Consider the following 26,375-nt stretch of genomic DNA (forward strand, 5'->3'; position numbering starts at 1 on the left):
GATTGCGGGGGCTTTGTCGTTTCTCACAGTTGCAAGCCGCGGGATCACCGCATAGCTGGCAATCATGGAACTCTCCCCGCTTGCCATGATCGCGATTGCGCTGCTGCTGGCAGCGTGGACGGTGGCGGCTGCAATCTTGGTGCTGCGCGCCAATGTGCGCACGCGGCGGACCAAGGCGCTCAAGACCTCGCTGAGGCGAATGCAGCGCATGCTCGATGTCGCCCCGGCGATCCCGCTGCTGGTGCGCGTCGACGGGCGGATCGAAGCGCCTGAGCGGCTTGCCGGCTGGCTCGGCCTCGAGACCATGCCTGCATTCCTGAGCGAGCTGGCGCAGGACAAGGGCGAGGACAGCGGCAACAAGGCGCAGGGCGGCCTCACACCGGACCAGCTCGAGGAATTGACCGCCAATATCCGCCGCACCCAGAAAAGCGCGGCGCCGTTTCACATGTCGCTTACCCTGCCTGGGTCGAAGCGCAGCCTCGCCGTGCAGGGGGCGCTCGCCGATCCGCAGGTCTCGCCGGGCGGGGCGGCGCTGGTCTGGGTCTTCGATTTCACCGCGAGCGAACACGAAATGGCGCGCCTGCGCCGCAAGGCTGACCGCGCCGCGGCCGATTTCGCGGCGCTTATCGGCCTGATCGAGGCCGCGCCGATGCCGATGTGGTTCCGCGATGCCGACATGCGGCTCGCGCTCGTCAACCAGGCTTATGTCAGGGCCGTCGGCGCGCCGAGCCTCGAGAAAGTCATCGAAGACCAGATCGAACTGCTCGAACCCGATGGTGGCAAGACCCCGGCGGCGATCGCACGCGAGGCGATGCAGAAACAGGCCGAGACCCAGCGCGACGACGCGGTCACGATCGACGGCGCGCGCCGGTCGGTCCGGGTGACCGATCTCCCGCTCGGCAAGGAAGGCGTCGCGGGCTATGCCATCGATATCGAGGAGCAGCAGCAGGTAATGCGCGAATTCCGCGCATTCCGCGAAGCCCAGCGCGCCATGCTCGACCAGCTTTCGGTCGGAGTGGCGCAATTCGATGCCGAAGAACGCCTGGTCTTCGCCAACCGCCCCTTCCGCCGCCAGTTCGGCATTTCGCCGGGGACCGTGGAGGCGCGCACCCGCTTCGAACGGTTCCTGTCCGATGCCCGCGAATTCGGCAGCACGCCCGAAGTGCGCGATTTTCCCGAATGGCGGCGCGAGGTGGCGGGATGGTTCGACAGCGACACCACGCAGGAGGAGAACTGGCCGCTTCCCGGAGGCACGCACTTGCGCATCGTGGCCCAGCCCATGCCCGATGGCGGGCTGGTGATGATCGCCGAGGACCGCACCGAGCAATTGGCGCTTTCGGCTACCCGCGACACGCTGTTGCGCACCCGCACCGCGACGCTCGACAGCCTGATCGAGGCGCTCGCGATCTTCGCACCCGATGGATCGGTGCAGCTGTGGAACCGCAGCTTTGCGGGCACCTGGGGCCTGTCTGCGGACTTCCTCGACACCCATCCGAGCGCTGAGGGGCTGCTCGAGGCTATCGCGCAGAACCTGGCCGATCCCGCGCAGTCCGAAAGCATCGGCGCGGTGGTCCGCGCGGCAACGCTCGACCGCAAGGAGAAGCAGGGTCAGGTCGCGCTCGCCGATGGTCGCACCTTGCGCTTTGCCGGCGTGCCGCTGCCTGATGGCAACGGCCTGCTGACCGTGCTCGACATTACCGATTCGCAAAAAGCCGAACAGGCGCTGCGCGAGAGGGCGATCGCGCTCGAGGAAGCCGACGCGGTCAAGGCGCGCTTCCTTGCCAATATGAGCTACGAGTTCCGCACTCCGCTGACGACGATCGGCGGCTATGCCGAATTGCTCGCGAGCGGGGCGGCGGGCGCGCTCGACCCGGCGGCCAACGAATATGTCGATGCGATCCTGACCTCGGTCGCGCGGTTGACCGAGCAGGTCGAGAACGTGCTCGACCTCTCGCAGAGCGAAGCGGGACTGCTGCCGATCGACAAGGAGGACGTGGACCTACTCAAGTTCCTCACCACCCTCGTGCGCGAGCGCGAACAGGCGATCATTTCCGCCGGGCTCGCGCTCGATCTCAAGGGGCGTCGCGGGCGTGTGGTCGCGGCCGATCCGCGCCAATTGGGCCGCGCGCTCGGCAACCTGCTCGACAATGCCATCGCCGGGACCGGCGAGGAGGGTCGGATCGTGATCGAGATACGCGCGCCTGGAAAGGATGAGGAATGGCGCGCCCTTGTCACCATCAGCGACAATGGGGCAGGAATGACCGCCGACGAACTCGCGCGCGCCCAGGGCATGACTGGCGACGATGACGATGACAGCGCGGGGCGCGGCCTCGGAATCAGGCTCGCGCGCCAGCTGATCGAGGCGCATGGAGGCAAGCTCGAGATCGCGAGCGAGAAGGGCGTCGGAACCAAGGCGGTGATCGCGCTGCCATGACCGGTGCGATGCGCGAAACCCTGCCCGACCTTGCCGCGATGGACGCGCTGGGTGAGCGCATCGCGGTGCGGCTGCGCGCAGGCGACGTTATCGCGCTCGAAGGCGGGTTGGGGGCGGGCAAGACCACGCTTGCACGCGCGATCATCGCAGCGCTCGGCTATTGCGGGGAAGTGCCATCGCCGACCTTCACCATCATCGAGACCTACGATGCGCCACCCCTGAAGGTGCCGGTGGTCCATGCCGATTTCTACCGGCTCGAACGCCCGGACGAAGCGGAGGAAATCGGACTCGACGAATATCGCGACGGTGCCGCGTTGATTGCGGAATGGCCCGATCATGCGGGTGGCTTCGCGCATGAGCGCACATGCCTCTCGATCCGGCTTGAAACCGAGGGAAAAGGGCGGATTGCCGTTTTTCATGCGGGCGAGGATTGGCTAGAGCGAATGCCATGAGCGATCTGCCCGCGGGCCTACACGAATTCATTGCGAAAGCTGGCTGGGGGGACGCGGCGATCGAGCCGATCCCCGGGGATGCCTCTTTCCGCCGCTATTTCCGCTTGTGCCGGCCCGGCACGACGCCGGATAGCGCGATGCTGATGCACGCGCCGCCCCCGCACGAAGACCCGGCGCCCTTCCTCAAGGTCGCTCACTGGCTCAACGATAACGGCATGCGCGCGCCGCATATCCACGCAGAGGACGCGTCGCAGGGTTGGGTGCTGACCGAAGATTTCGGTGATGACCGGATGCGCGAATGGATCGACGCACGGCCCGAAGACGAGGAGGCGGCCTACGAAGAGGCGATCGAGGCACTGATCGATCTTCACCGCCTGCCGCCGGGGCCTTTTCCTGCCTATGACATGGCGACCTATCTGCGCGAGGCGCGCCTGCTGGTCGAATGGTATGCGCCTGCCATGGGGCTCGACATCGACGCGGAGGGCTACGAGGCGGCCTGGCGCGAAGTGCTCGCACCGGTGATCGCGCGCCAGCAGCCCGGGGTGACGGTGCTGCGCGATTACCACGCGGAGAACATCATGCTTCTGGGGCCTCCGGGATCGGGGGCAGGGCAGGGGCTGATCGATTTCCAGGACGCGCTTGTCGGCCACCCGGCCTATGACCTTGTCTCGCTGCTCCAGGACGCGCGGCGAGATGTCGACCAGGGTTTTGCCGATGGGCTTCGTGCCCATTATCAGCATCGCACCGGCAGTTTCACCGAGCACTTCATCGCCGATTTCGCCACGCTCGGCGCGCAGCGCAACGCCAAGATCGTCGGTATCTTCACCCGGCTTTTCAAGCGCGACGGCAAGGATCGCTATCTGGCGATGATCCCGCGGGTGTGGAACCTGCTCGAAGCCGATCTGCGGTATTCGGCCCTGAAACCGGTAGCCGACTGGTTCGCCGCCAATATCCCTGAAGATTTGCGAAGGAACGGTGGAGGGACGATCACGTGAGAACGCTTGCAAGCGATACCGCGATGGTCATGGCTGCGGGCCTGGGCAAGCGAATGCGCCCGCTTACCGCCTCGACCCCCAAGCCGCTGGTCCGGGTGGCGGGCAAGCCGTTGATCGACCACGCGCTCGACCGGCTGGCCGATGCGGGCGTGGCGAAGGCGGTCGTCAATGTCCACTATCTCGCCGACGCGCTCGAGGCCCACGTGCTGACCCGCGATGCGCCCAGCGTCACGATCTCGGACGAACGCGACGCGCTGCTCGAAACGGGCGGGGGAATGATCAAGGCGCGCGCACATCTGCCCGATCCGTTCTTCTGCCTCAATGCCGACAACATATGGCTCGACGGGCCGCGCAATGCCTTTGCCGATCTTTCGGCACGCTGGAACCCGGACGAGATGGACGCGCTGCTGCTGCTGGTCGGCCATGCGCGTGCTGCCAATTTCAACGGGCCGGGCGACTTCGCGATGGATCCGTGCGGACGCCTGACGCGGCGCCAGCCGGGGCGGGTCGCGCCTTTCATCTATACCGGCATCCAGCTTGTCTCGCACCGCCTCCTGCGCGATGCGCCCGAAGGCAAGTTCTCGACCAACATCCTGTGGAGCCGTGCAATCGAGGAGGGCCGGTTGTTCGGCATTTCCTTTACCGGCCAATGGTTCGAGGTCGGAACGCCGCAAGCCATCGCTCCCACCGAGGAGGCGCTGCGGCGTGGGTGACCGCGCAGCTCCCGAAGTCTATTCCATCGCTGCCCATCGCGGGTTTGCCGATGCGCTCGTTGCAGGCCTTGTCCCGCGTTATGCCGAGCCCGATGTGGGGCTGGCACGCCTGACGCTGCTGGTCCCCAGCGCACGCGCCGCGCGCACGATTTCCGAGGCGTTCATCCGACACGCCGGGGCGAACGATGCACCGGGCCTGCTGATGCCTCGCATGGTGACCGTCGGCGATCTCGATCTCGACGAGACGCTGGGCGCGCTGCTTGACCCGCTTGGAGCGTCCACGATCCCGCCCGCGGTCGAACCGACGCGGCGCTGGCTCGAACTGGCCGAATTGATCGAAAGCGAAAGGGCCGATCAGGGTCTCGCCCCGCTCCCCGCGACGGCGCGCCTGCGGCTTGCCGGCGAACTGGCGCGCACGATGGACCGCCTGTTGGTCGAGGATGTCGATCCCGCCGATCTTGTCAGTGAAGGCGTCCTCAACATGCTTGCCGATCTTGCCCAGAACTGGCGCAATTCGCTGCGCCTCTTCGTGGGCGTTCAGGATGGCTGGTTCAAACGGCTTGAGGCGCTGGGCGCAGTCGATGCCGCGACCCGGCGCAATCTGCTGTTCGAGCGCGCGGCCCGCGCCTGGCGCGACAATCCGCCGGGCGATCCGATCGTGGCCGCGGGCGTGACGAGCGCATCGCCCGCGCTCGCGCGGATGCTGCGCGCGATTGCCAACCTGCCGAATGGCGCGGTGATCCTGCCCGATCTCGACCTTTCGATGGCGGAAGACGCGTGGAACGAACTTGGCAGGGCAGGGCAGTCCGAGGAACCCGGCGGTGAGGTGTTCGGAGCGATGGATGCGCTCACTCACCCGCAATATCACCTCAAGCTGCTTCTGGGACGCATGGGCATTGCGCGCAACGAGGTGAAGCCCTGGCACCGTCGCGGCGAGGGGGCGGCAGCGCCCGAGCGCAGCCACGCGATCAGTGCGCTGTTCCTGCCGCCCCGGGCGAGCCGGTCCTGGGTGGGGCTCGAACCCCATCAGCGCAGGCTTTCGGGAGTGCGGCTGATGACCCTCGCCAATGCCGAGGAGGAGGCGCAGGCCATCGCCCTGCTGGTGCGCCGCGCTTTGGCCGAACCCGAAAAGCGGGTTGCGCTCGTCACTGCCGATCGCAGCCTTGCGCGGCGGGTGACGCAGCACCTGTCGCGATGGAATATCGCGGCCGATGACAGCGCGGGCCAGCCGCTTTCGCTGACAGCCGCCGGGCGCCTGTTCGGCCTCGTCGCAGAAATCGCCGCGCGCGGTCCCGAGCCGACGACGCTGATCGGCGCGCTTGCTCACCCGCTGGTCGCGGCGGACGATGACGACCGGCGTCGCGCCTGGCTCAGATCGCTGAGGACCTTCGACCGGGCATTGCGCGGGCCGACGCCTGCGCCCGGACTGGAGTCGCTACGCAAGATCGCGCGCACGGCGGGCGTGGGCGAATGGTGGGAGGGGATCGAGCAGGTTCTCGCCCCGCTCGGCGACGCGGCAGACGACATTGCGCTCGCCGAGGCGATCGAGCAGGTGGCGCGCGCAGCAGAGGCGCTTGCCGGCGACAATCTGTGGGCCCGCGAAGACGGGCGCGCGCTGGCCGCGATGGTCGAGGACCTTCGCCTTCACGCGAGTGCTGTCGATACGCGGATCGCTCTGGAAGATATCGCAACGATCCTTCGCGATTGCATGGAAGCCGTCGCGGTTCGCCCGCCCTATGGCGGCCATCCCAGGGTGGCGATCTACGGCCTTCTCGAAAGCCGCATGGCGCGCGCCGACCTGATGATCTGCGGCGGCCTCAACGAGGGCAGTTGGCCGCAGGGTCCGGCTGCCGATTCCCTGCTGGCCCCGGCGGTGCTGCGCAAGCTGGGCGTGCCCGGCGCGGAGTTCCGCATCGGGTTGAGCGCGCACGATCTTGCCGGGGTCCTCGGGGCGCCCGAAGTCGTACTCAGCCGCGCCAGGCGCGACAGCGAGGGGCCGACCCTGCCTTCCCGTTTCCTCCTGCGCATCGAGGCGCTGCTGGGCGAGTTGGCGGACAAGCATCGCGAGACCCAGATCCCGGCAATGCTCGGAGCGCTCGACCGCGATGTGGAGCGCGCAGAGGAATACGAGCGGCCCGAACCCAGGCCTTCGCCCGAACAGCGCAAGGTCGAATTGCGGGTCACCGCGCTCGATCGTCTGCTGGGCGACCCCTACCAGTTCTACGCCAATTCGATCCTGCAATTGTCGTCGCTCAACCCGCTCGCGGCCGATCCCTATGCCGATCCGGCGCTGCGCGGGACGCTGGTTCACGATATACTCGACGCCTGGCACAAGGCCCGCGAAACCGATCCCGGGCTCGCCATCGTGCCCTTCGCGACCGAACAGTTCGCCAAGGCCCAGGTCCATCCGCTTTTCAAGGGATTGTGGCAGCCGCGCCTTCTGGCTGCCTTCGAGCGGTTCGAGACCATGATCGAGGAGCTCGAACGCGACGGCCGGACTGTGCTGGTGAGCGAGGCCAGCGGCGCGATGATGGTGCGCGGTATCAAGGTCAAGGGACGCGCGGACCGCATCGATCGCCTCGCAGACGGGACGCTGGCGATCGTCGATTACAAGACGGGCCAGCCACCAAAGCCCAAGGCGGTGGCCATGGGCTATGCCCTGCAACTGGGCCTGCTCGGTCTCATCGCGCGCGATGGCAGCTTTTGCGACGGCAAGGTGTCGGGCGATGCGTCGCGGTTCGAATATTGGTCGCTCGCCAAGGACGGTGAAACGATCGGTTTTCGCAAGGCACCGCTCAAGGTCGACGGGAACAAGAGCGGGCTCTTGCCCGAAAAATTCCTGCCCAAGCACGAGGAAATGCTGGCGCGCGCGCTCGATCTCTATCTTCTCGGCGATGCGCCGTTCCGTGCCAAGGAAAATCCCGATTACCCCGGCTATGACGAATACGACCAGCTGATGCGCCTCGAGGAATGGGCGATCCGGATGAGCCGCGAGAATGGCCACGCCGGGACTGCGCCGCCCGAGCCTAGCGCGAGATCGGCGGAGGATGACCGATGAGCCGCGTATATCCGCTTCACGGCAATCAGGTCGAAGCCGCCGATCCCAACACCAATGTCTGGCTGTCCGCATCCGCCGGGACGGGCAAGACGCAGGTGCTGTCCGCGCGCGTGCTGCGCCTGCTTTTGACGCCGGGGGTATCCCCCTCGCAGGTCCTGTGCCTGACCTTCACCAAGGCCGGTGCTGCGGAGATGGCGAACCGCATCAACGAGGTGCTGGCGCGCTGGGTGCGGCTCGACGATACGAGGCTCGGCACCGAACTGGCCTATCTCGGCGCCGATGTCGGTCCGGATACCCGCGCCCATGCGCGCACGCTGTTTGCCAGCGTTCTAGATTGTCCCGGCGGCGGATTGCGGATCGACACCATCCACGCCTTCTCGCAATGGCTCCTGTCGAAATTTCCCGAAGAAGCGGGTCTGACCCCCGGTTCGCGGCCAATGGACGATCGCGACCGCGAATTGCTCGCCCGAGAAGTGCTTGCCGACATGCTGGCCGAGGGCGAACGCGGAGAGGGGAACGCGTTTGTCGAAGCGGTTTCGCGCTACGCCTGCGCCAAGAACCCCGAAGCCTTGCGCGGCTGGCTGATGCGCTGCGCCGGGGCTAGCGCGCTGTGGCACGGTCCCGGAAGCTGGCAGCCTCCCATGATCGAGCGCGTGAGACGCGTGCTCGTCATGCCCTCTGATGCCGACGAGGCCTGGGCAGATGAGCTGCTCGATCGCGACAACTTTCCCGATGACGTGCTGCGCCAGATATTGCCGGTGATGCATGACTGGAAAGGCAAGACGGGTGACGCGGCGGCAGAACTGATCGAGGAATGGCTCGGCCTCGATATCGCTGCTCGCAAAGAAGCGGTGGGACGGTTCAATTCGACCATTCTCAAGACCGACGGCACGCCGCGCGTGATGAATAAGCCCAGCGAGGCTGAACCGCGCCTGCCCAAATGGCAGGTGGCAATCGCCGAGGCCCTGCGCGAATATGACGATCGCCAGGCCCGGCTCGGCATCGCGGATTTCCTGGCGAATGCGCTCGAGATGGGACGGGCCTTTGCCCTGCGATGGGAAGAGGCCAAGACGCGCGAAGGGTTGCTCGATTTCGATGACCTCATCCGGCTTGCCGCAAGGCTGCTCGAGGATGAAGACAGCCAGTGGATCCGCTACAAGCTCGACCGCGATATCGACCACGTCCTGATCGACGAGGCGCAGGATACCAACAAGGACCAGTGGGATATCATCTTCGCGCTGATCGATGATTTCTTCGACGGCGAAGGGGCGCGTGGCGATGTCTTGCGCACGATCTTCACGGTCGGCGATTACAAGCAGGCGATTTTCGGTTTTCAGGGCACCAGTCCCAAGAATTTCGAGGCCGCGAAACAACGCGTTGCCGAAAGGATCCGCGCAGCAAAGGCCAACGCTATCGAAACGCGGCACAACCGGCGCTTGCCCGGATGGGCCGATCTCGACCTCGGCAAATCGTTCCGAACTTCGAAACCCGTCTTGCAATTCGTCGATAGCGCGATTGCACAGATCGGGCCCGGTTCCTTCGGCCTGCCCCGGCCGCCCGAACCGCATGACGGCGATGCGCGCGCCGGGCTCGTAGCCTTGTGGCAACCGGTCGTACCGCAAGAGGATGACGAAGAGGATCCGGACGAAAGCGACGGGCATCGGGGCAGCAGGACAGACGCCGAGGGGACGGGCGATGTGGACGACAACCGTGACTGGTTGCCGCGCCACGAGACCAAGCTGGCGGCAAAGCTCGCTGAACAGGTGCGGCGCTGGGTCTCGCTGGAAGAGCCCTATGTGCTCGAAAAGGGGGAACGCCGCCATGCAGGGGCGGGGGACATCATGATCCTGGTGCGTCGCCGCACGACGCTCGCCCGCGAGATCGTGGCCAAGCTGCACGCCAGCGGCGTTCCGGTGGCAGGGGTCGACCGCCTGCGGCTCGGCTCACCGCTCGCGGTCAAGGACCTGATGGCCGCCTTGCGCTTTGCCGCGCAGCCGCTCGACGATCTCAACCTGGCCAATCTGCTCGCATCGCCGCTGATCGGATGGTCTCAGGACGATCTGCTCGCCCATGTGCCGCGCCCCGCAGGCCGGAGATTGTGGCAGCACCTGCGCGCCAGCGACGATCCTCTGGTGGTGGACACGCTCGAAAAGATCGCAGGCCTGCTGGCCCGCGCGGATTACGACACGCCGCAGGCATTGATCGCCTGGATGCTGTCCGGCCCTTGGCAGGCGCGCCGCGCGCTGATCGCGCGCCTAGGGCGTGAGGCCAACGATGCGATCGACGAACTGGTCAACGCAGCCTTTGCCTATGAAAGCGCACACATGCCCAGCCTTGCCGGCTTCATTGCCTGGTTCGATGCCGGGACGAGCGAGCTCAAGCGCGATCCCGACGAAGGCGGCGGGCAGGTTCGGGTCATGACCGTGCACGGTTCGAAAGGGCTCCAGGCCCCGATCGTGATCCTCGCCGATGCGGCCAGCTCGCCTTCGCGCGAGGACAAGCTCGAGCTTGTCGATGACCCTCTCGGCACAGGCGGCGATGCCGACCTGGCAAAAATCCCGCTCCCGGGGCTGTCGAAAAAGGAACAGCGCGGCCCGATCGTCGAAGCAAAGGAACGCGCGACCGCCGCGCAGATGGAAGAACACTGGCGGCTTCTCTACGTGGCCATGACGCGGGCGGAAGAAGCGCTTTTCATCGGCGGCTCGCTGGGCAAGTCCAAGGCTGACAAGGGCCCGGGCGAGGACAGCTGGTATGCGCGCCTCGCGCCGCTCTTCGAAGGGCCGGAAATGGACGATCCGCTGTTCGGGACGCGCCGCGAATGGGGCGCGCGTGCCGAACCGCTGACCACGCGCGAAGCCGCGTCGGGCGAGCGTGTGCCCACCGTGCTGCCCGACTGGGCGCTGTCGCCCATCGGCGATGAACCGCGCCCACCGCGCCCGCTCGCGCCGAGCAATGCGGGCGAGGATCTCGGCGCCGATCCGCCGGTTGCGAGCGATGCCGCCAGCGATGCGGCAAGGCGCGGTGTCCTGATCCACCGCCTGCTCGAACGCCTTCCCGAACTCGGTCCCGAGGCGCGCGCCCAGGCGGCGCGCTCATGGCTCGAAAGCCAGGCGAGCGACCTCGCGGCCGAAGCGCGCGAAGAGATCGTCGATAGCGCGCTCAAGGTGCTCGACGAGCCGGATTTCGCAGCGATCTTTTCGCCCGAAGCGCTCGCCGAAGTGCCGCTTGCGGCGGTTGTAGACGGCTTGGTGGTCGCAGGCACCGCCGACCGCCTGCTGGTGACAGACCGCGAAGTGCAGGTGGTCGATTTCAAGACCGCGAGGCGCCCGCCGACCGCCTTGGACGAAATTCCGAGATCGGTGATGCGCCAGATGGCTGCCTATGCCGCCGCGCTCGAGACGATCTATCCCGGCCGCGAAGTCAGCGCGGCGGTGCTTTACACCCAGACCCCGCAATTGTTCGCGATTCCGCCGGCCATGCTCGCCGGGCACAAGCGCGAATTGGACCGGGCGCAGCAAAGCTATGCGCCGCGCGCACTTGAGTGACGCGCGTTTGCGCCTAGATAGACCCCAAGCAAATTAGGAGACCCCGCATGGCCACCGTCAATGTCACCGATGACAGCTTCAAATCCGACGTTCTCGAAAGCGACAAGCCCGTGCTCGTCGATTTCTGGGCCGAGTGGTGCGGACCGTGCAAGATGATCGCCCCCGCGCTCGAGGAAATCAGCGAAGAGCTTGGCGAGAAGGTGACGATCGCCAAGATGGACATCATGGAAAACACCGGTGTCCCGGGCGAGATGGGCGTGCAGTCGATCCCGCTCATGGTGCTGTTCAAGAATGGCGAAGCGGTCGCCCGCAAGGTCGGCGCAGCGCCCAAGAGCCAGCTCAAGGACTGGCTCGAAAGCGAGCTCTGATCGCGCGGCGTGCGCCCGGTCAGCCCGCGGCGCGCGCGGCGAATTCATCCCAGATTGCCGGACTTGAGGCCCCCACGAGGCCTTCCTCGTCGTGCTGGTCGACGCGATATTCGCGACCGTCCAGCCGCGCCGCCTTTCCGCCTGCCTCGTTGAGCCACAACACGCCGGCCGCATGATCCCAGGCCAGCGTGCGCTTGAAGGTCGAGATGTCATTCTGGCCGAGCGCGAGGCGCGGATACTGCTCGGCAGCGCAATGCGGAATGTCGACCAGGGTGTAGTGCGGGGCGATCTTCGCATCGACTTCGGCGCGCTCGGCCTCGTCGAGGTAAAGCCTGCTGATCGCGACGACTGGCGGGGTCTTTCCGGTTTCGCGCGCGGCGACGCGATCGCCATCGATAAAGGCGCCGCTGCCCGCCTTGGCGTGGCACAATCGGTCGCTGAGCGGATCGTATAACCAGCCGGCCACCGCCTTGCCGCCATCGGCCAGTGCGATCAACGAGCCGAAGATTTCCTTGCCCTTGGTGAAATTGCTCGTCCCGTCGAGCGGGTCGATGATCCAGCACTGGCCAGACAAATGTTCGAGCAGGCTTTCATCGGCCGCGACCGCCTCTTCGCCGACGACCGCCACGCCGGGCGCAAGCTTTTGCAGGGCCTCTGTCAGGAACTCCTCGACCTCGCGATCGACAATCGTGACCGGGTCGTCCTTGCCCTTCATGGCGATGTCGCTTGCCGACAGATCGCGAAAGCGCGGGAGGATCGATCGCTGCGCTGCGAAGCGGAACAGGTCGCGGATTTCCGCGTCGAGCGCGCCGAGCTCGCTCACGAGCGATAATCCGCGTTGAACGAAATGTATCCGTGGGTGAGATCGCAGGTCCAGACCTTCGCGCGCCCATTGCCAAGGCCAAGGTCGACCGCGAGATCGATGTCGTTGCCTTTCAAGTGTTCTGCCACCGGCGCTTCGTCATAGCCTTCGACCACCACGCCATTGCGCGCTGTCCAGGTGCCGCCGAACGCGATCGAGAGCCGGTCGCGATCCGCCGGCTCGCCCGCCTTGCCGACCGCCATGACCACGCGGCCCCAATTGGCGTCCTCGCCGGCAATGGCGGTCTTGACCAGCGGCGAATTGGCGATCGCGAGCCCGACGCGCCGCGCGCTCTCATCGCTTGTCGCGCCCGACACGCGCACCGTGATGAACTTGGAAGCCCCTTCGCCGTCACGCACGACGAGCTGGGCGAGCCTCTGACAGACATCGTCGAGCGCCGCGGCGAAGGCATCGGCACCGGGGCTGTCCCAGCCTTCGATCGGCGGGTTGCCGGCCTTTCCGGTCGCGAAGACCAGCACGGTGTCGCTGGTCGAGGTGTCGCCATCGACGGTGATGCAGCAAAAGCTTGTTGCGTTGGCGCGTTCGAGCAGTTCCTGCAGGAAAGCCGGCGCGATGGCGACGTCGGTCATGACATAGCCCAGCATTGTCGCCATGTCGGGAGCGATCATGCCCGAGCCCTTGATGATGCCAGCCAGTTCGACACGCTGGTCGCCGATCATCGCCGAGGCATGAGCGCCCTTGGCGAAGGTGTCGGTCGTCGCGATCGCTTCTGCCGCGTCTTTCCACGCGCATGGCGCGGCGCGAAACGCCTTTTCAAGCCCGTCGCGCGCACGCTCCACCGGCAGCGGAACCCCGATCACGCCGGTCGAGGACACGAACACCGCATCGCGCTGGCAGCCGAGATGGGTGGCCACGAGGTCCATGATGTGTTCGACCGCCTCGCGTCCGCGCGCGCCGGTAAAGGCGTTCGAATTGCCGGCATTGACCACCAGTGCGCGCGCCCGGCCATTGCGGACCTGTTCGCGGCCCAGCTCGACCTCGCTCGAAGGGCAGGCGCTGCGGGTGAAAACCCCTGCAACGGCGGTCCCTTGATCCAGTTCGACAAGGGTCAGATCGTTGCGGTCCCAGTCCTTGTAGCGCGCCGGGACCGCGCGCAGCGTCACGCCTGCGATTGCGGGCATCTCGGGGAAGGGCAAAGCGAGCGGCGAAGTCTGAAGGTCCATCACCCATGCCTCCTAAGCGCGAGCGGGGGGGGAGTAAACGGCGCAAGCTGCACAATTGCCCTTGCAAAAACCAAAGCGCGCAGTGGACGAATTGCGCGAAATGGATTATTGAGGTGGGCACCATGATGCCTCGTCATCTCCTCGCCCTGTTTGCCCTGTTCAGCGGGATCGCCGCGCTTCACGCGCCGGCCCATGCTTCCGCGGTGCAATCGGTGGTGCAGGATGCGCGGCAGGTTGCGCGATCGGGCGACGCCGCCATCAGCGAAAGCTGCGCCTGCCCACAGCAGGCCCGCGAACGCGGCCAACGCTGTCCCAAGCGCGAGGAACGCAAGTCCTTTTCATGGTTGCCCAGCTGGCTTCGTCCGGCGGTCGTTCTCGGCAGTGACCGCGCGCTCGAATAGCGCGCGGTCCCCCGCATAGATTTTTCCTGAAGCACGCGCCAGGCAAGCAGTCCTCGCGCGCGAAACCCCTATCCATATCCATGATCAAGGCAGGCTCGCCGCATGTGCGGGCTGCCAACTTATCAAGGCATTTCAAAGGCCCACACCTCTATGTTCGACAAACTCGTCAAATCCGTCTTCGGTTCGTCCAACGATCGCTATGTCAAATCGCTCGGCAAGGTCGTCGACAAGGTCAATGCGCTCGAACCGATGATCGAGGCGCTCAGCGATGAGGCGCTTCAGGCGCAGACCGACAAGTTCCGCGAGCAGCTCGACAACGGCGCCAGCCTCGACGACATCCTGCCCGAGGCCTTTGCCACGGTGCGCGAGGCGTCGAAGCGCGTGCTCGGCATGCGCCATTTCGACGTGCAGCTGATCGGCGGCATCGTCCTGCATCGCGGCGAGATCGCCGAAATGCGCACCGGTGAGGGCAAGACGCTGGTGGCAACGCTCGCCACCTATCTCAACGCGATCGAGGGCAAGGGCGTTCACGTCGTCACCGTCAACGATTACCTCGCCCGGCGCGATGCCGAGTGGATGGGCCAGCTCTACCAGTGGCTCGGTCTCACCGTCGGAGTGATCGTCCCCAACATGGACGAGGTCTCCAAGCGCGACGCCTACAATGCCGACATCACCTACGGCACCAACAACGAGTTCGGCTTCGATTACCTGCGCGACAACATGAAGCACGAGCGCTCGCAGATGGTGCAGCGCCCGTTCAATTACGCGATCGTCGACGAGGTGGATTCGATCCTGATCGACGAGGCCCGCACCCCGCTGATCATCTCTGGCCCGACCGAGGACAAGTCCGATCTTTACGTCAAGCTCGACGCGGTCGCCAAGGAAGTGCCCGAGGACTGGTACGAGAAGGACGAGAAGACCAAGAACATCCAGTTCACCGAAGATGGGCTCGACGGGGTCGAACAGATGCTTGCCGACAAGGGCCTGCTCGAAACCGACAATCTCTACGATGTCGAGAACACCCAGGTGGTCCACCATCTCGACCAGGCGATGAAGGCGGTCCACATGTTCCGCCGCGACGACCACTACATCGTCAAGGACGACAAGGTGGTGATCATCGACGAGTTCACCGGACGCATGATGGACGGGCGGCGCTGGTCCAACGGTCTGCACCAGGCGGTCGAGGCCAAGGAAGGCGTCAAGATCGAGCCCGAGAACCAGACCATGGCCTCGATCACCTTCCAGAACTATTTCCGCATGTATCCCAAGCTTTCGGGAATGACCGGCACCGCCGCTACCGAGGCGGCCGAATTCTGGGACATCTACAAGGTCAATGTCGTCGAGATCCCGACCAACAAGCCGGTCGCGCGGATCGACGAGGAAGACGAGTTCTACAAGAACACGATGGACAAGTTCCAGGCGATCGCGAAAGCCATCGCCGAAAAGCAGGCGACCGGCCAGCCGATCCTCGTGGGCACCGTGTCGATCGAGAAATCCGAGCTGCTCAGCCAGTTTCTCGACAAGGCCGGGGTCAAGCACGAGGTCCTCAATGCCCGCCAGCACGAGCGCGAGGCGCATATCGTGGCGCAGGCAGGCCGCCTGGGCGCGGTGACCATCGCCACCAACATGGCGGGCCGCGGGACCGACATCCAGCTCGGCGGCAATGTCGAATTCCGGATCGAGGACGAGCTCGGTGACATGGAGCCGGGCATCGCCAAGGACGCCGAGATCGAACGGATCAGGGAGGAAGTCGCCGCAGAGCGCGCCAAGGTGCTCGAGGCGGGCGGTTTGTTCGTGCTCGGCACCGAACGGCATGAAAGCCGCCGGATCGACAACCAGCTTCGCGGGCGTTCGGGCCGCCAGGGCGATCCGGGCCTTTCGCGTTTCTACCTGTGCCTCGAAGACGATCTCCTGCGCATCTTCGGCCCCGACACGCTGTTCGCCAAGATGATGAATTCGAACCTCGAGGACGGCGAGGCGATCGGGTCGAAATGGCTGTCGAAAGCGATCGAGACCGCTCAGAAGAAGGTCGAGGCGCGCAATTACGACACGCGCAAGCAGGTCGTGCAATACGATGACGTGATGAACGACCAGCGCAAGGTGATCTACGAACAGCGCGCCGAGATCATGGATTCCGAAGCGGTGGACGATGTCGTGGTCGACATGCGTCACGACACGATCAACGCGATCATTTCCAGCACCTGCCCGCCGGGTTCCTATCCCGAGCAGTGGGATGTCGAGGGACTGAAGGAAAAGCTCGACGAGGTGTTCGGCATCCAGCCTCCGATCGATCAATGGATGGAAGAGGACGAGGTCGACCAGGAAATCTTCGAGGAGCGTATCCGCGCCCAGACCGACGAGATGATGGAAGCCAAGATCGCGAAATACGATGCCAAGATCTGGCGGCTGGTCGAAAAGGACATCCTGCTGCGCCAGCTCGATCACCACTGGAAGGAACACCTCGCCACGCTCGACGCACTGCGCCAGGTGATCTGGATGCGCGGGATTGCGCAGAAGCAGCCGATCAACGAATACAAGCAGGAAGCCTTCGGCCTGTTCGAAACCATGCTCGACACGCTGCGCGAGGAAGTGACCAAACTGCTGTTCAAGTCCGAATTGCGGATGGCCCAGCCCGAACCGCAGGCGCTGCCGGACCTGCCCGATTTCCTCACCGGCCATATCGACCCGCTGACGGGGCTCGACAACTCTGCCGATGGCGATGGTTCGGAAAACAGGCCCGAACTGTTCGGATCGCTCGCCGGGTCTCCGCGCGCCGCGTCGGGGCCGGGCGGGGCGAACACCGACAATCCCTATGCCGGGCAGGACATCAGCCGCAACGCGCCGTGCCCGTGCGGGTCGGGCAACAAGTACAAGCATTGCCATGGCGCGGCAGGCGCGCGGCAGTCGGCCTGATCGCCCGACGACAAGGGAGCCGCGGGCAGGGGGCTAGCGCATGCCGCTGATCGTCCTGCTCGCTGGCGGCTTCTTCGTAACCGCGCTGCTCTATGCCAGCGTCGGATTCGGCGGTGGTTCCACCTATGCCGCGCTGCTGGCGCTGGCCGGGCTCGATTACCGGGTGCTGCCTATGGTGGCGCTCGCCTGCAATATCGTGGTGGTGGCGGGAAGCACGATGCGCTTCGCGCGGGCTGGCGTGACGCCGTGGAAGGGCGCGCTGCTGTTGACCGTGCTCGCAGCGCCCGCAGCTTTTGTCGGCGGTCTTGTGCAGATCGATGAACGCAGCTTCATGGCTTTGCTTGGCGCGAGCCTCGTGCTCACCGCCGGGACCATGCTGATCCCGGTAAGCAGAACGAGCGAAGGAGAAGCGAGCGGCCTTGCGCGTTTCATGCCGATCATCGCCGCGCCGCTCGGTTTTCTGGCGGGGCTGGTCGGCATTGGTGGCGGCATATTCCTTGCCCCGCTGCTCCACCTCACCCGCTGGCGCGACGCGCGCGCAATCGCGGCAACGGCAAGCTTCTTCATCCTCGTGAACTCGCTGTTTGGCCTCGCCGGACAGCTCGCAAAGAGCGGCCCTGCCATGTTCGGCGGTGCAATTTATGAAGCGCTGCCATTGCTCGTCGCCGTGGCGATCGGAGGGCAAATCGGCAGTCTGCTTGCGCTAAAGGTCCTGCCGCTGAAGTGGATCAGGTGGCTGACAGCCGCGCTGGTGCTGGTCGTGGGCGTGCGCCTGCTCGCAGGCGCGTGACCGGCCAAGGCGCACGAAGCGCCGGCCATGACGATTTCAGCGATAAAGGAAAATGGCTCCCCGAGTTGGATTCGAACCAACGACCAAGTGATTAACAGTCACCTACTCTACCGCTGAGCTATCGGGGAGCAGCTTCCCAAGCGGTATCGAGGGAAGCGGAAGCGCGCGTATATGAGTCGCTGCGCCGGTTTGCAAGGGGGTTTGCGCGGGAAATTTGCGCGTGCGCTCAATCGACCGCGAATTGTTCGGAAACGATCCGTTCGGCGAGCGATCTTCCCGGATCGAACAGCAATTCCAGCTGCGATTCGGGAGCGATCCGGACCGTGACCTCGGCGATGTCGCGGACCTCCTTCTGGTCGGCCACGGCGGCCACCGGGCGCTTGTCTGGTTCGAGTACGCGCAGGCGGATGGGCATCTCGTCGGGCAGGATCGCGCCGCGCCAGCGCCGCGGACGAAACGGGCTGATCGGAGTCAGCGCGAGCATTCCGCTGTCGAGCGGCAGGATCGGGCCGTTGGCAGACAGGTTGTAAGCGGTCGATCCGGCAGGCGTGGCAACCAGCACGCCGTCTCCGACCAATTGTTCGATGCGCACCCGGCTGCCGACCTTGACCTCGATCTTCGCGGTCTGACGGGTTTCGCGCAGCAGCGACAATTCGTTGATCGCGCAAAGGACGTGCCGCTCGCCCGCCTGGGTCACCGCCTCGATCTTGAGCGGAGCGATCGCCTTGCCGCGCGCCCGGGCGAGCCGGGCCATGACATTGGCGCGCTTGTCAAAGCGGTTCATCAGGAAGCCGACCGTCCCGAGATTCATGCCATATACCGGCACAGTGCGGCCGCTATCGAGCATTGCGTGAAGCGTTTGCAGCATGAAGCCGTCGCCGCCCAGCACGACCGCGCAATCGGCCTCTTCCAGCGCTGCCCAGTCGCGCTGCGCCCACAGGATCGAGAAGGCTTCCTGCGCTCGCGGCGTATCGGATGCGAGCAATGCGACCTTGGCAAAGCCGGCCTGTCCTGCCGCGCTTTCGCCGTCGGCCGCGGCATTGTTCGTGCGATTGTCCGCCCTGTCGCCTGCGCGTGTCACCTGTTCAGCCCCATCTGCCGCTTGTCGCGGACTGGCCGCCAAGCGGCCGAAAACCTGCGCCTTTATGCCTGCCGCATCGCATATTACAATCTTGGATACCAATCGTGTGCTAGGGATTGTCCGGGTTCGGGCGTGGCGGCACGGGAATAACGACTTGTCCTGATGTTCCAATTCTGGGCGGAACGCAATTTGCACGAGCGGCATGTCCGGTGAGCCGATAGAGCGAGGCGATGCAAGAGGGTCACGACAACAACAAGATGGATGGCGCACGCTCGAAGGCGAGCCAGTCGCTGCGCGAGCCGGGGCGCAGCGGGCTGCCCGGCGTGTCCGCCGCCGCGCTGGAAAGCGATCTGTTGAGCGCGCTCGATCGGCGTGAGATCGAGGTCTTGTTCCAGCCGCAATTTTCCTGCCGCACAGGCGCAGTCGTCGGGGCCGAGGCGCTCGCACGCTGGCAACACCCGTCGCTGGGCGAAATCGGCGCGCGCGACCTGTTCGCGATTGCTGAGCGTGCAGCGCTTGTCTCGCCGCTTTCAAGGCACGTGGTCGCCCGCGCGCTCGAAGACGCGGCGAGCTGGCCCGATGCGCTGACCCTGTCGCTCAACATCACGCCCGAAGAACTCGGCGATCCGCGTTTCGCCGCCGATTTCGCCGCGCTTATCGGCCAAAGCGCGATCGCGCCCTCACACCTGATGCTCGAGATCACCGAAGACCTGCTGGTGGGCAATATCCAGCAGGCATCGGCGGCGCTCAAGGCCCTGCGTGCGCTGGGTTTTCGCACCGCGCTCGACGATTTCGGAGCCGGGTTCTGCAATTTTCGTTACCTGCGCGAACTGCCGCTCGATGCGATCAAGCTCGACAAGATCATGGTCGATGCCGTTCCCGGCGATGCCAAGGCGCTCGCAGTGCTGCGCGCGATCCTCGCGCTCGCCAAGGCGCTCGACCTCGACATCTATGCCGAGGGTATCGAGAACGACGTGCAGCGCGCCACGATCATCGCCGAGGGTTGCGATTACTGGCAGGGCTTCCTGCGCGCACTACCGATGAAAAGCGCGGAAGTCGTCGCCTTGTCGCAAACCGCACGCGGCGCAGGGCACGGGTAGCCGGTCAGGCCGCCGCCTTCTTGCGACCTTCGCGGTGCTTGCGCACGATCCGCGACAGACCCATGGTCAACTGGAACAGGCCGTTCAACCGGCTGTCGGGATCGCCCCAGGCACGGTTGATCACCAGCTTCATGTCGGGGCGAAGCTTGGCTGTCCCCTCGCGCCCGGAATTGAGCTTGTCGACATAGGCGATAAGGCCTGGTCCGTCGGGGAAATCGTCCTTGTGGAACGTCACCAGCGTGCCGCGCGCACCGACATCGATCTTGGCGATATGGGCCTCGATCGCCTGGTGCTTGATCTCGATCAGCTTGACGAGGTTCTTTGTCGGAGCCGGGAGATCGCCGAAGCGGTCGATCATCTCGGCAGCGAGGCTCTCGATCTCGGCCTTGTCGCGCGCCTGGTTGAGCCTGCGATAGAGCGCCATGCGCACGGCAAGGTCCGGCACGTAATCTTCGGGGATCATGATCGGTGCATCGACCGTGATCTGGGGACTGAAGGCATCTTCGGCCTTTTCGAGCCCCATTTCGCCGGCCTTGGCGGCCAGGATCGCGTCTTCGAGCATGGATTGGTAGAGCTCGAAGCCAACCTCGCGGATATGGCCCGATTGCTCGTCGCCAAGGAGGTTGCCTGCACCGCGAATATCGAGGTCGTGGCTGGCGAGCTGGAAGCCTGCGCCAAGGCTGTCGAGATCGCCGAGCACCTTGAGCCGCTTTTCGGCGACCTCCGATAGCTGCACGTCCTTCTCGTAGGTGAGATAGGCATAGGCGCGCAATTTCGATCGGCCCACGCGGCCGCGCAGCTGGTAAAGCTGGGCGAGCCCGAAGCGGTCGGCGCGGTGGATAAGGATGGTGTTGGCGCTCGGCAGGTCGAGGCCGCTTTCGACGATCGTGGTCGAGAGCAGCACTTCGTATTTGCCATCGTAAAACGCGCTCATGCGCTCCTCGATCTCGCCTGCGCCCATCTGGCCGTGCGCACTGATCGATTTCACCTCGGGCACGTGATCGCGCAGCCACTCCTCGACCGCGGCCATATCGGCGATGCGCGGCACCACGATGAAGCTTTGCCCGCCGCGATGGTGTTCGCGCAGCAGGGCCTCGCGCATCACCATGTCGTCCCATTCCATCACGTAGGTTCGCACCGCCAGCCGGTCGACCGGCGGGGTCTGGATGGTGGACAGTTCGCGCAGGCCCGTCATCGCCATTTGCAGCGTGCGCGGGATCGGCGTGGCGGTCAGCGTGAGCATGTGCACGTCGGCGCGCAGCTGTTTCAGCTTTTCCTTGTGCGTGACGCCAAACCGCTGTTCCTCGTCGACGATCACGAGGCCGAGATTCTTGAATTCGGTCGATTTCGACAGGATCGCGTGGGTTCCCACGACGATATCGATCTGTCCGTTGGCCAGTCCCTCGCGCGTTTCTGCAAGCTCCTTTGAGGAGACGAGGCGCGACAGGCGCCCGATTTTCAACGGGAAGCCGGCAAAGCGTTCGGTGAAATTCTGAAAGTGCTGGCGCGCGAGCAAGGTGGTTGGAGCGACCATGGCTACCTGCTGGCCGTTCATCGCCGCGACGAAGGCTGCGCGCAGCGCGACCTCGGTCTTGCCGAAGCCGACATCGCCGCACACCAGCCGATCCATCGGCCTGCCGCTTTCAAGGTCGCGCAGCACATCGGCGATGGCGGCGTCCTGGTCGTCGGTTTCTTCCCAGGGGAACCGGTCGACGAACTGGTTGTAGCTCGCTTCCTCGGCCTCGAAGACCGGCGCCTTCTTGAGCGCGCGCTGGGCGGCGACCTTCATAAGTTCGCCGGCGATCGCGGTGATGCGTTCCTTCAGCTTGGCGCGGCGTTTCTGCCATGCCTCGCCGCCGAGCCGGTCGAGCGGGACGGTCTCTTCGCTCGACCCGTAGCGCGAGAGGACATCAATGTTCTCTACGGGTATGAACAGCTTGTCGCCGCCCTTGTATCCTAGCGCGACACAATCGTGCTGGCTCTTGCCCACGGGGACGGGTTCCAGCCCGAGATACTTGCCGATGCCGTGTTCGACATGGACGACGAGATCGCCCTTTGCCAGCGCCTGCAATTCGGCAAGGAAGGCATCGGAATCCTTGCGCTTTTTCTTGCGCCTGACCAACCGGTCGCCGAGCACGTCCTGCTCGGTGAGGATTTCGAGCTCGTCATTGGCAAAGCCCGATTCGAGCGGGAGCACAACCGCGGCGGTTTGCCCCTTGGCCGCCAGACCAAGCGCTTCCTGCCAGTTGCCGGCATGTGCGGTCTTTACCCCGGCTTCGGCCAGGATCGAGGCGATCCGCGCGCGCGAGCCTGCCGAATAGGCGGCGAAGACCGGCTTGCGCCCTGCCTTGGCGATGGCGCCGAAATGCTGCGCGGCGGCCTCGTAGACATTGTCGCCGCGGGCGCGTTCGGGGGTGAAATCGCGCGCCGCCTTGAACCCGAAATCCACCGCGCCATCGCTATCGGGCGCGGCAAAGACGCTGGCCTTGTGCGCAGGGGCAGCGGCGAGGGCAGCGGCAAATTCATCCTGCGCGAGATAGAGGGCATCGGTGGCGAGCGGGCGATAGCTGCCGGTCTTGTCGCTCGCGATCCGTCCGCGTTGCTCGTGATAGTCCTTGATGTCCGAAAGTCGTTCCTCGGCAGCGCCGATCGCGGCCTGGTCGATCACCACGAGGTCGTTTTCGCCCAGGTGATCGAACACAGTGGCGAGCCGGTCTTCGAACAGGGGCAGCCAGTGTTCCATGCCCGCCAGTCGCCGCCCGTCGCTGACCGCTTCGTAAAGCGGGTCCTGGGTTGCCGCAGCACCGAACCGTTCGCGATAGCGCGACCGGAAACGCCTGATGCTGTCCTCATCGATCAGGGCTTCGGACGCGGGCAGCAGCAAGTGCTGTTCGAGCCGCCCGGTCGAACGCTGCGTGCCCGGATCGAACAGGCGCAGGCTTTCCAGCTCGTCACCGAAAAAGTCGAGCCGCAATCCCTGGTCGAGCGAGGAGGGAAAGATATCGACGATAGAGCCGCGCACCGCGAATTCGCCGTGATCGACCACGGTATCGGTGCGCGAATAGCCCTGGCGGGTGAGCAGCGCGGAAAGGCTGTCGAGCCCGATCGTCGTGCCGGGCTTGAACTCGCGCACGCTCTCGCGGATGCGGAAAGGGGTGAGCACGCGCTGGAGGACGGCGTTGACGGTGGTGACCAGCAGCTGCGATCCGCCGGACGGGCGCTGGAGCCGGAACAGCGCCGACAGACGTGCCGCGCTGACCGAAAGCGCCGGCGAGGCGCGGTCATAGGGCAGGCAGTCCCAGGCGGGAAACTCGATCACTTCGACTTCGGGCGCAAAGAATCGCGCTGCTTCGGCCACGCTTCGCATCGCCGCATCGTCGGGTGCGATGAAAACGCTGCGCTGCCTGGCGGCGCGGGCGAGATCGCCCATGACGAGCGGCTGCGCCCCGCGCGGAAGCGAGGCGAGCGTCAGCGGCTTTTCGGCTGAAAGGATGCGGTTGAAGTCGGGCATCACCTAGACAAAGCCTGTAAAGGGCGCCTGCGTTCCCGAAGCGCGGGGGAAATGCGCCCTAACGCTGGACCTCGACATAGTCGAGCTTCTGGAACTTCGCGATCATCTCGCCCTGGAATTTGGCGGGAACGGGAGCGGTCTGGAGACCCCAGGCCATGATATCGACATCGTCTTCGGCAAGCAGGTCCTCGAACCAGTCCATCTCGGCCTCGTCCCATTCTTGCGCGTAGCGATCGAAGAAGCCGCCGATCATGAAATCGGCCTCGCGCGTGCCGCGGTGCCAGGCGCGAAAGCGGGCGCGGGCTCGGCGCGCCTCCAAGGTGGGCATATCGGACATGCGCGTGCGGTAAGCCACTCGCACCAGCCGCGCAACAGGCTATAGGAAGGGCCATGCGTCCCGATATCCTCAACCCGCTTTTCGCCGAGACCGAGACACTCGACGGCGTCGGCCCGAAAATGGCCAGGCCGCTTGAAAAGCTGGGCCTGACGAGGGTCAAGGATATCGCCTACCACCTGCCCGAACGCTTCGTGACCCGGCGCGCAATTGCCAGCCTCGAGGATGCGAGCGAAGGCGAACAGGTGATCGTCGCGCTGACCACGACCGAACACCGTGCGCCCTACAATCCGGGCCGCGGTCCCTATCGCGTGATGGCGCAGGACGAGGCGGGCAATATCTGCGCGCTGACCTATTTCGGACGCGCGTCCTATACCGCGAAAAAGCAATTGCCGGTCGGCGAGAAGCGATGGGTCGCCGGCCGGCTCGACCGTTATGGCGACACGCTCCAGATCGTGCATCCGGACCATGTCGAAAAGGACAGCGCCGCCCATCTCGCGCGGATGAACGAGCCGGTCTATGCCCTGTCCGAAGGGCTGACACAGCCGCGCCTTTCCGGACTGGTCGCACAGGCGCTCGAAAAGCTGCCCGACTTGCCCGAATGGATCGAGCCGGGTCAGTTTTCCAAGTCCGACTGGCCATCATGGCGCGATGCGATCCATCTTGCGCACAAGGACATGCACGGGCCCGCGCGCGACCGGCTGGCCTATGACGAGCTCCTCGCCAACAGCCTCGCGCTGCTGCTGGTTCGCGCCGATGGCAGGCGGCGCAGGGGCGCGGCGCTCAAGGGCGATGGAAAGCTGCGTGACAGGCTGGCCCTGCCTTTCGAAATGACCGGCGCACAGAAACGGTCGATCGCCGAAATCGAGGGCGACCTGCAACAGGAAGCCCCGATGCTGCGCCTTCTCCAGGGCGATGTCGGCTCGGGCAAGACGGTGGTCGCGCTGAACGCGATGCTGATCGCGGTCGAGGCTGGACGCCAGGCCGCTTTGCTCGCCCCGACCGAGATCCTCGCGCGCCAGCATTTCGAGACCTTGCAGGCCATGGCCGCCCCGACCGGGGCCGAGATCGCGCTGCTTACCGGGCGCGCCAAGGGGCGCGAACGCGAAGGATTGCTGATGGGGCTGATGAGCGGTGCAATCGACATTCTCGTGGGCACCCATGCCATTTTCCAGGACAGCGTCGCCTACAAGGACCTCGGCCTCGTGGTGATCGACGAGCAGCACCGTTTCGGGGTTGCGCAAAGGCTGTCGCTAGCCGCCAAGGGCAAGCGCGCACCGCACACGCTGGCCATGACCGCGACCCCGATCCCGCGAAGCCTCACGCTCGCGCAATATGGCGAAATGGATGTCAGCCGGCTCGATGAACTGCCCCCGGGGCGGCAGGCGATCGACACCCGCGTTGTCGCGCAGGACCGGATCGAGGACGTCGTCGCCGGCGTCGAACGCCATCTTGCCAGCGGCCAGCAGGCCTATTGGGTGTGCCCGATGGTGCGCGACAGCGAGGTCGATGACATTGCCGCTGCCGAGGCGCGCTATGCCGCGCTCAAGGAAAGGTTCGGCGATGACATCGTCCTCGTCCACGGCCAGTTGCGCCCGGAGGTCAAGGACGCGGCGATGGAACGCTTTGCCAGTGGCGCGGCGAAATTGCTGGTCGCCACCACCGTGATCGAGGTCGGGGTCGATGTCCCCTCGGCCACCTTGATGGTGATCGAACAAGCCGAACGCTTCGGCCTTGCACAATTGCACCAATTGAGGGGGCGCGTGGGACGGGGCAGCGAGAAATCGGTTTGCCTGCTTCTGCGCGGCAGCGAATTGTCGGAGACGGGGAAAAAGCGGCTCGCCCTCATGCGCGAGACGCAGGACGGTTTTCGCATAGCCGAGGAGGATCTCGAACTGCGCGGCGGGGGCGAACTGCTCGGCACCAGGCAATCGGGCGAAGCGGCGTTCCGCATCGCCGATCTCGAACAGGTCCAGAAATTGCTTCCCGCCGCCCATGCCGATGCGCGGCTTCTGATCGACCGTGATGGCGGCCTCACCAGCGAGCGGGGTGAAGCCGCACGCGTGCTGTTATACCTGTTCGAACGCGACTGGGGCGTGCAATTGCTGCGCGGCGGCTAGCGGGCATAGCGGGTGACGAGCGCCTTCGCGGCGTGATTCACCTCGTCCCAGCACGCGGAAAAACCCGCGTCATCGCCGTAATAAGGGTCGCTGACCTCTGCCGGTTGCCCGTGTGCCGCCTCGAGCAGTAGCGAAACGCGCGCGGTGGCATCGGCTGGCATTCGCGCGCGGATGTCAGCAAGATTGGCGGCATCGAGCGCGAAGATGTCGGTGAATGCGAAGAAATCTTCCTTGCACAACTGGCGGCCACGCAGGTGCGCGATGTCGACCCCGGCGCGCGCGGTAGCGGCGATGGCACGCGGATCGGGGGGATCGCCGACGTGGTAATTCGCGGTCCCTGCCGAATCGACGCGCAAATCCAGCCCCGCTTCTTCCGCCGCGGCGCGCAGCGCACCCTCGGCCATTGGGGAGCGACAGATATTGCCGAGACACACGAACAGGACGGAGGTTTTGGGTTCAGGTCGTCTGGACATGCTGCTAGCCTTAGAGTTCTTTCCTGTCGGCGCCAATCGCG

The 26,375-nt window shown here is 65.3% G+C and carries 18 protein-coding genes and 1 tRNA gene; 12 read left to right on the plus strand and 7 right to left on the minus strand.

Features of this window, described 5'->3' with window-relative positions:
• The first annotated feature begins 64 nt into the window (after positions 1 to 64).
• From ACKTSM_RS07560 to trxA, 7 genes are read left to right on the plus strand one after another with little or no spacing between them, the layout of a single operon-like run.
• Positions 65 to 2,434, plus strand: a complete 2,370-nt coding sequence (locus ACKTSM_RS07560; protein ID WP_407874050.1) for a PAS-domain containing protein — start codon at positions 65 to 67, stop codon at positions 2,432 to 2,434.
• Between the two features lie 8 nt (positions 2,435 to 2,442).
• The gene (gene tsaE, locus ACKTSM_RS07565) at positions 2,443 to 2,886 is read left to right on the plus strand and encodes a tRNA (adenosine(37)-N6)-threonylcarbamoyltransferase complex ATPase subunit type 1 TsaE (RefSeq protein ID WP_407876335.1); all 444 of its coding nucleotides are present in this window, start codon (positions 2,443 to 2,445) and stop codon (positions 2,884 to 2,886) included.
• Entirely contained in the window at positions 2,883 to 3,881 is a 999-nt protein-coding gene (locus ACKTSM_RS07570) for an aminoglycoside phosphotransferase family protein (protein ID WP_407874051.1), read from the plus strand. The genes tsaE and ACKTSM_RS07570 overlap by 4 nt, the downstream gene beginning before the upstream one ends.
• Positions 3,878 to 4,594: a nucleotidyltransferase family protein gene (locus ACKTSM_RS07575; RefSeq protein WP_407874052.1), complete on the plus strand. Its 717-nt coding sequence runs from the start codon at positions 3,878 to 3,880 to the stop codon at positions 4,592 to 4,594. The genes ACKTSM_RS07570 and ACKTSM_RS07575 overlap by 4 nt, the downstream gene beginning before the upstream one ends.
• Positions 4,587 to 7,652, plus strand: a complete 3,066-nt coding sequence (locus tag ACKTSM_RS07580; protein WP_407874053.1) for a PD-(D/E)XK nuclease family protein — start codon at positions 4,587 to 4,589, stop codon at positions 7,650 to 7,652. The genes ACKTSM_RS07575 and ACKTSM_RS07580 overlap by 8 nt, the downstream gene beginning before the upstream one ends.
• Entirely contained in the window at positions 7,649 to 11,197 is a 3,549-nt protein-coding gene (gene addA, locus ACKTSM_RS07585) for a double-strand break repair helicase AddA (RefSeq protein ID WP_407874054.1), read from the plus strand. The genes ACKTSM_RS07580 and addA overlap by 4 nt, the downstream gene beginning before the upstream one ends.
• Before the next feature lie 47 nt (positions 11,198 to 11,244).
• A complete protein-coding gene (trxA, locus tag ACKTSM_RS07590; protein WP_407874055.1) occupies positions 11,245 to 11,565 on the plus strand; it encodes a thioredoxin in 321 nt (106 codons plus the stop codon).
• Between the two features lie 19 nt (positions 11,566 to 11,584).
• Here the strand turns inward: trxA and ACKTSM_RS07595 are convergent, their stop codons facing one another.
• Both ACKTSM_RS07595 and argJ read right to left on the minus strand, forming a co-directional pair.
• A complete protein-coding gene (locus ACKTSM_RS07595) occupies positions 11,585 to 12,388 on the minus strand; it encodes an inositol monophosphatase family protein (RefSeq protein WP_407874056.1) in 804 nt (267 codons plus the stop codon).
• The gene (gene argJ, locus ACKTSM_RS07600) at positions 12,385 to 13,611 is read right to left on the minus strand and encodes a bifunctional glutamate N-acetyltransferase/amino-acid acetyltransferase ArgJ (protein WP_407874057.1); all 1,227 of its coding nucleotides are present in this window, start codon (positions 13,609 to 13,611) and stop codon (positions 12,385 to 12,387) included. Before argJ ends, ACKTSM_RS07595 begins: the two co-directional genes overlap by 4 nt.
• Before the next feature lie 122 nt (positions 13,612 to 13,733).
• Here argJ and ACKTSM_RS07605 point away from each other — a divergent pair, with 122 nt between their 5' ends.
• From ACKTSM_RS07605 to ACKTSM_RS07615, 3 genes are all read left to right on the plus strand, one after another.
• Entirely contained in the window at positions 13,734 to 14,012 is a 279-nt protein-coding gene (locus ACKTSM_RS07605) for a hypothetical protein (protein WP_407874058.1), read from the plus strand.
• Between the two features lie 150 nt (positions 14,013 to 14,162).
• Positions 14,163 to 16,925: a preprotein translocase subunit SecA gene (secA, locus tag ACKTSM_RS07610; protein WP_407874059.1), complete on the plus strand. Its 2,763-nt coding sequence runs from the start codon at positions 14,163 to 14,165 to the stop codon at positions 16,923 to 16,925.
• A 40-nt stretch (positions 16,926 to 16,965) separates the two neighbouring features.
• Positions 16,966 to 17,715, plus strand: coding sequence for a sulfite exporter TauE/SafE family protein (locus ACKTSM_RS07615; protein ID WP_407874060.1), 750 nt, complete (start codon positions 16,966 to 16,968; stop codon positions 17,713 to 17,715).
• Between the two features lie 53 nt (positions 17,716 to 17,768).
• On the opposite strand, the gene ACKTSM_RS07620 is transcribed toward ACKTSM_RS07615, so the two are convergent.
• Both ACKTSM_RS07620 and ACKTSM_RS07625 read right to left on the minus strand, forming a co-directional pair.
• Positions 17,769 to 17,843, minus strand: a tRNA-Asn gene (locus ACKTSM_RS07620).
• Positions 17,844 to 17,941: 98 nt separating this feature from the next.
• Positions 17,942 to 18,796 (minus strand): NAD kinase, encoded by an 855-nt coding sequence (locus ACKTSM_RS07625; RefSeq protein ID WP_407874061.1) that lies wholly within the window; start codon positions 18,794 to 18,796, stop codon positions 17,942 to 17,944.
• Positions 18,797 to 19,026: 230 nt separating this feature from the next.
• On the opposite strand from ACKTSM_RS07625, the gene ACKTSM_RS07630 reads away from it, so the two are divergent.
• Positions 19,027 to 19,896, plus strand: coding sequence for an EAL domain-containing protein (locus ACKTSM_RS07630; protein ID WP_407874062.1), 870 nt, complete (start codon positions 19,027 to 19,029; stop codon positions 19,894 to 19,896).
• 4 nt (positions 19,897 to 19,900) lie between these two features.
• Here ACKTSM_RS07630 and mfd read toward each other — a convergent pair whose 3' ends face one another.
• Positions 19,901 to 23,407, minus strand: a complete 3,507-nt coding sequence (mfd, locus tag ACKTSM_RS07635; protein WP_407874063.1) for a transcription-repair coupling factor — start codon at positions 23,405 to 23,407, stop codon at positions 19,901 to 19,903.
• A gap of 58 nt (positions 23,408 to 23,465) precedes the next feature.
• Entirely contained in the window at positions 23,466 to 23,744 is a 279-nt protein-coding gene (locus tag ACKTSM_RS07640; protein WP_407874064.1) for a succinate dehydrogenase assembly factor 2, read from the minus strand.
• Between the two features lie 53 nt (positions 23,745 to 23,797).
• Here ACKTSM_RS07640 and recG point away from each other — a divergent pair, with 53 nt between their 5' ends.
• Positions 23,798 to 25,861 (plus strand): ATP-dependent DNA helicase RecG, encoded by a 2,064-nt coding sequence (gene recG / locus ACKTSM_RS07645; protein ID WP_407874065.1) that lies wholly within the window; start codon positions 23,798 to 23,800, stop codon positions 25,859 to 25,861.
• Here recG and ACKTSM_RS07650 read toward each other — a convergent pair.
• Positions 25,858 to 26,334: a low molecular weight protein-tyrosine-phosphatase gene (locus ACKTSM_RS07650; RefSeq protein WP_407874066.1), complete on the minus strand. Its 477-nt coding sequence runs from the start codon at positions 26,332 to 26,334 to the stop codon at positions 25,858 to 25,860. The two genes, recG and ACKTSM_RS07650, sit on opposite strands and share 4 nt — an antisense overlap.
• Between the last annotated feature and the right edge of the window lie 41 nt (positions 26,335 to 26,375).

Source organism: Qipengyuania nanhaisediminis (genome assembly GCF_045862805.1).
Taxonomy (GTDB): Bacteria; Pseudomonadota; Alphaproteobacteria; order Sphingomonadales; family Sphingomonadaceae; genus Erythrobacter; species Erythrobacter nanhaisediminis_A.

Excerpts from the sequence above, each read along its gene's own strand:
- ACKTSM_RS07560 (WP_407874050.1), top strand. The coding sequence starts at position 65 with ATGGAACTCTCCCCGCTTGCCATGATCGCGATTGCGCTGCTGCTGGCA.
- tsaE (WP_407876335.1), top strand. The coding sequence starts at position 2,443 with ATGCGCGAAACCCTGCCCGACCTTGCCGCGATGGACGCGCTGGGTGAG.
- ACKTSM_RS07570 (WP_407874051.1), top strand. The coding sequence starts at position 2,883 with ATGAGCGATCTGCCCGCGGGCCTACACGAATTCATTGCGAAAGCTGGC.
- addA (WP_407874054.1), top strand. The coding sequence starts at position 7,649 with ATGAGCCGCGTATATCCGCTTCACGGCAATCAGGTCGAAGCCGCCGAT.
- trxA (WP_407874055.1), top strand. The coding sequence starts at position 11,245 with ATGGCCACCGTCAATGTCACCGATGACAGCTTCAAATCCGACGTTCTC.
- argJ (WP_407874057.1), bottom strand. The coding sequence starts at position 13,611 with ATGGACCTTCAGACTTCGCCGCTCGCTTTGCCCTTCCCCGAGATGCCC.
- ACKTSM_RS07605 (WP_407874058.1), top strand. The coding sequence starts at position 13,734 with ATGATGCCTCGTCATCTCCTCGCCCTGTTTGCCCTGTTCAGCGGGATC.
- secA (WP_407874059.1), top strand. The coding sequence starts at position 14,163 with ATGTTCGACAAACTCGTCAAATCCGTCTTCGGTTCGTCCAACGATCGC.
- ACKTSM_RS07615 (WP_407874060.1), top strand. The coding sequence starts at position 16,966 with ATGCCGCTGATCGTCCTGCTCGCTGGCGGCTTCTTCGTAACCGCGCTG.
- ACKTSM_RS07630 (WP_407874062.1), top strand. The coding sequence starts at position 19,027 with ATGCAAGAGGGTCACGACAACAACAAGATGGATGGCGCACGCTCGAAG.
- mfd (WP_407874063.1), bottom strand. The coding sequence starts at position 23,407 with ATGCCCGACTTCAACCGCATCCTTTCAGCCGAAAAGCCGCTGACGCTC.
- ACKTSM_RS07640 (WP_407874064.1), bottom strand. The coding sequence starts at position 23,744 with ATGTCCGATATGCCCACCTTGGAGGCGCGCCGAGCCCGCGCCCGCTTT.
- recG (WP_407874065.1), top strand. The coding sequence starts at position 23,798 with ATGCGTCCCGATATCCTCAACCCGCTTTTCGCCGAGACCGAGACACTC.
- ACKTSM_RS07650 (WP_407874066.1), bottom strand. The coding sequence starts at position 26,334 with ATGTCCAGACGACCTGAACCCAAAACCTCCGTCCTGTTCGTGTGTCTC.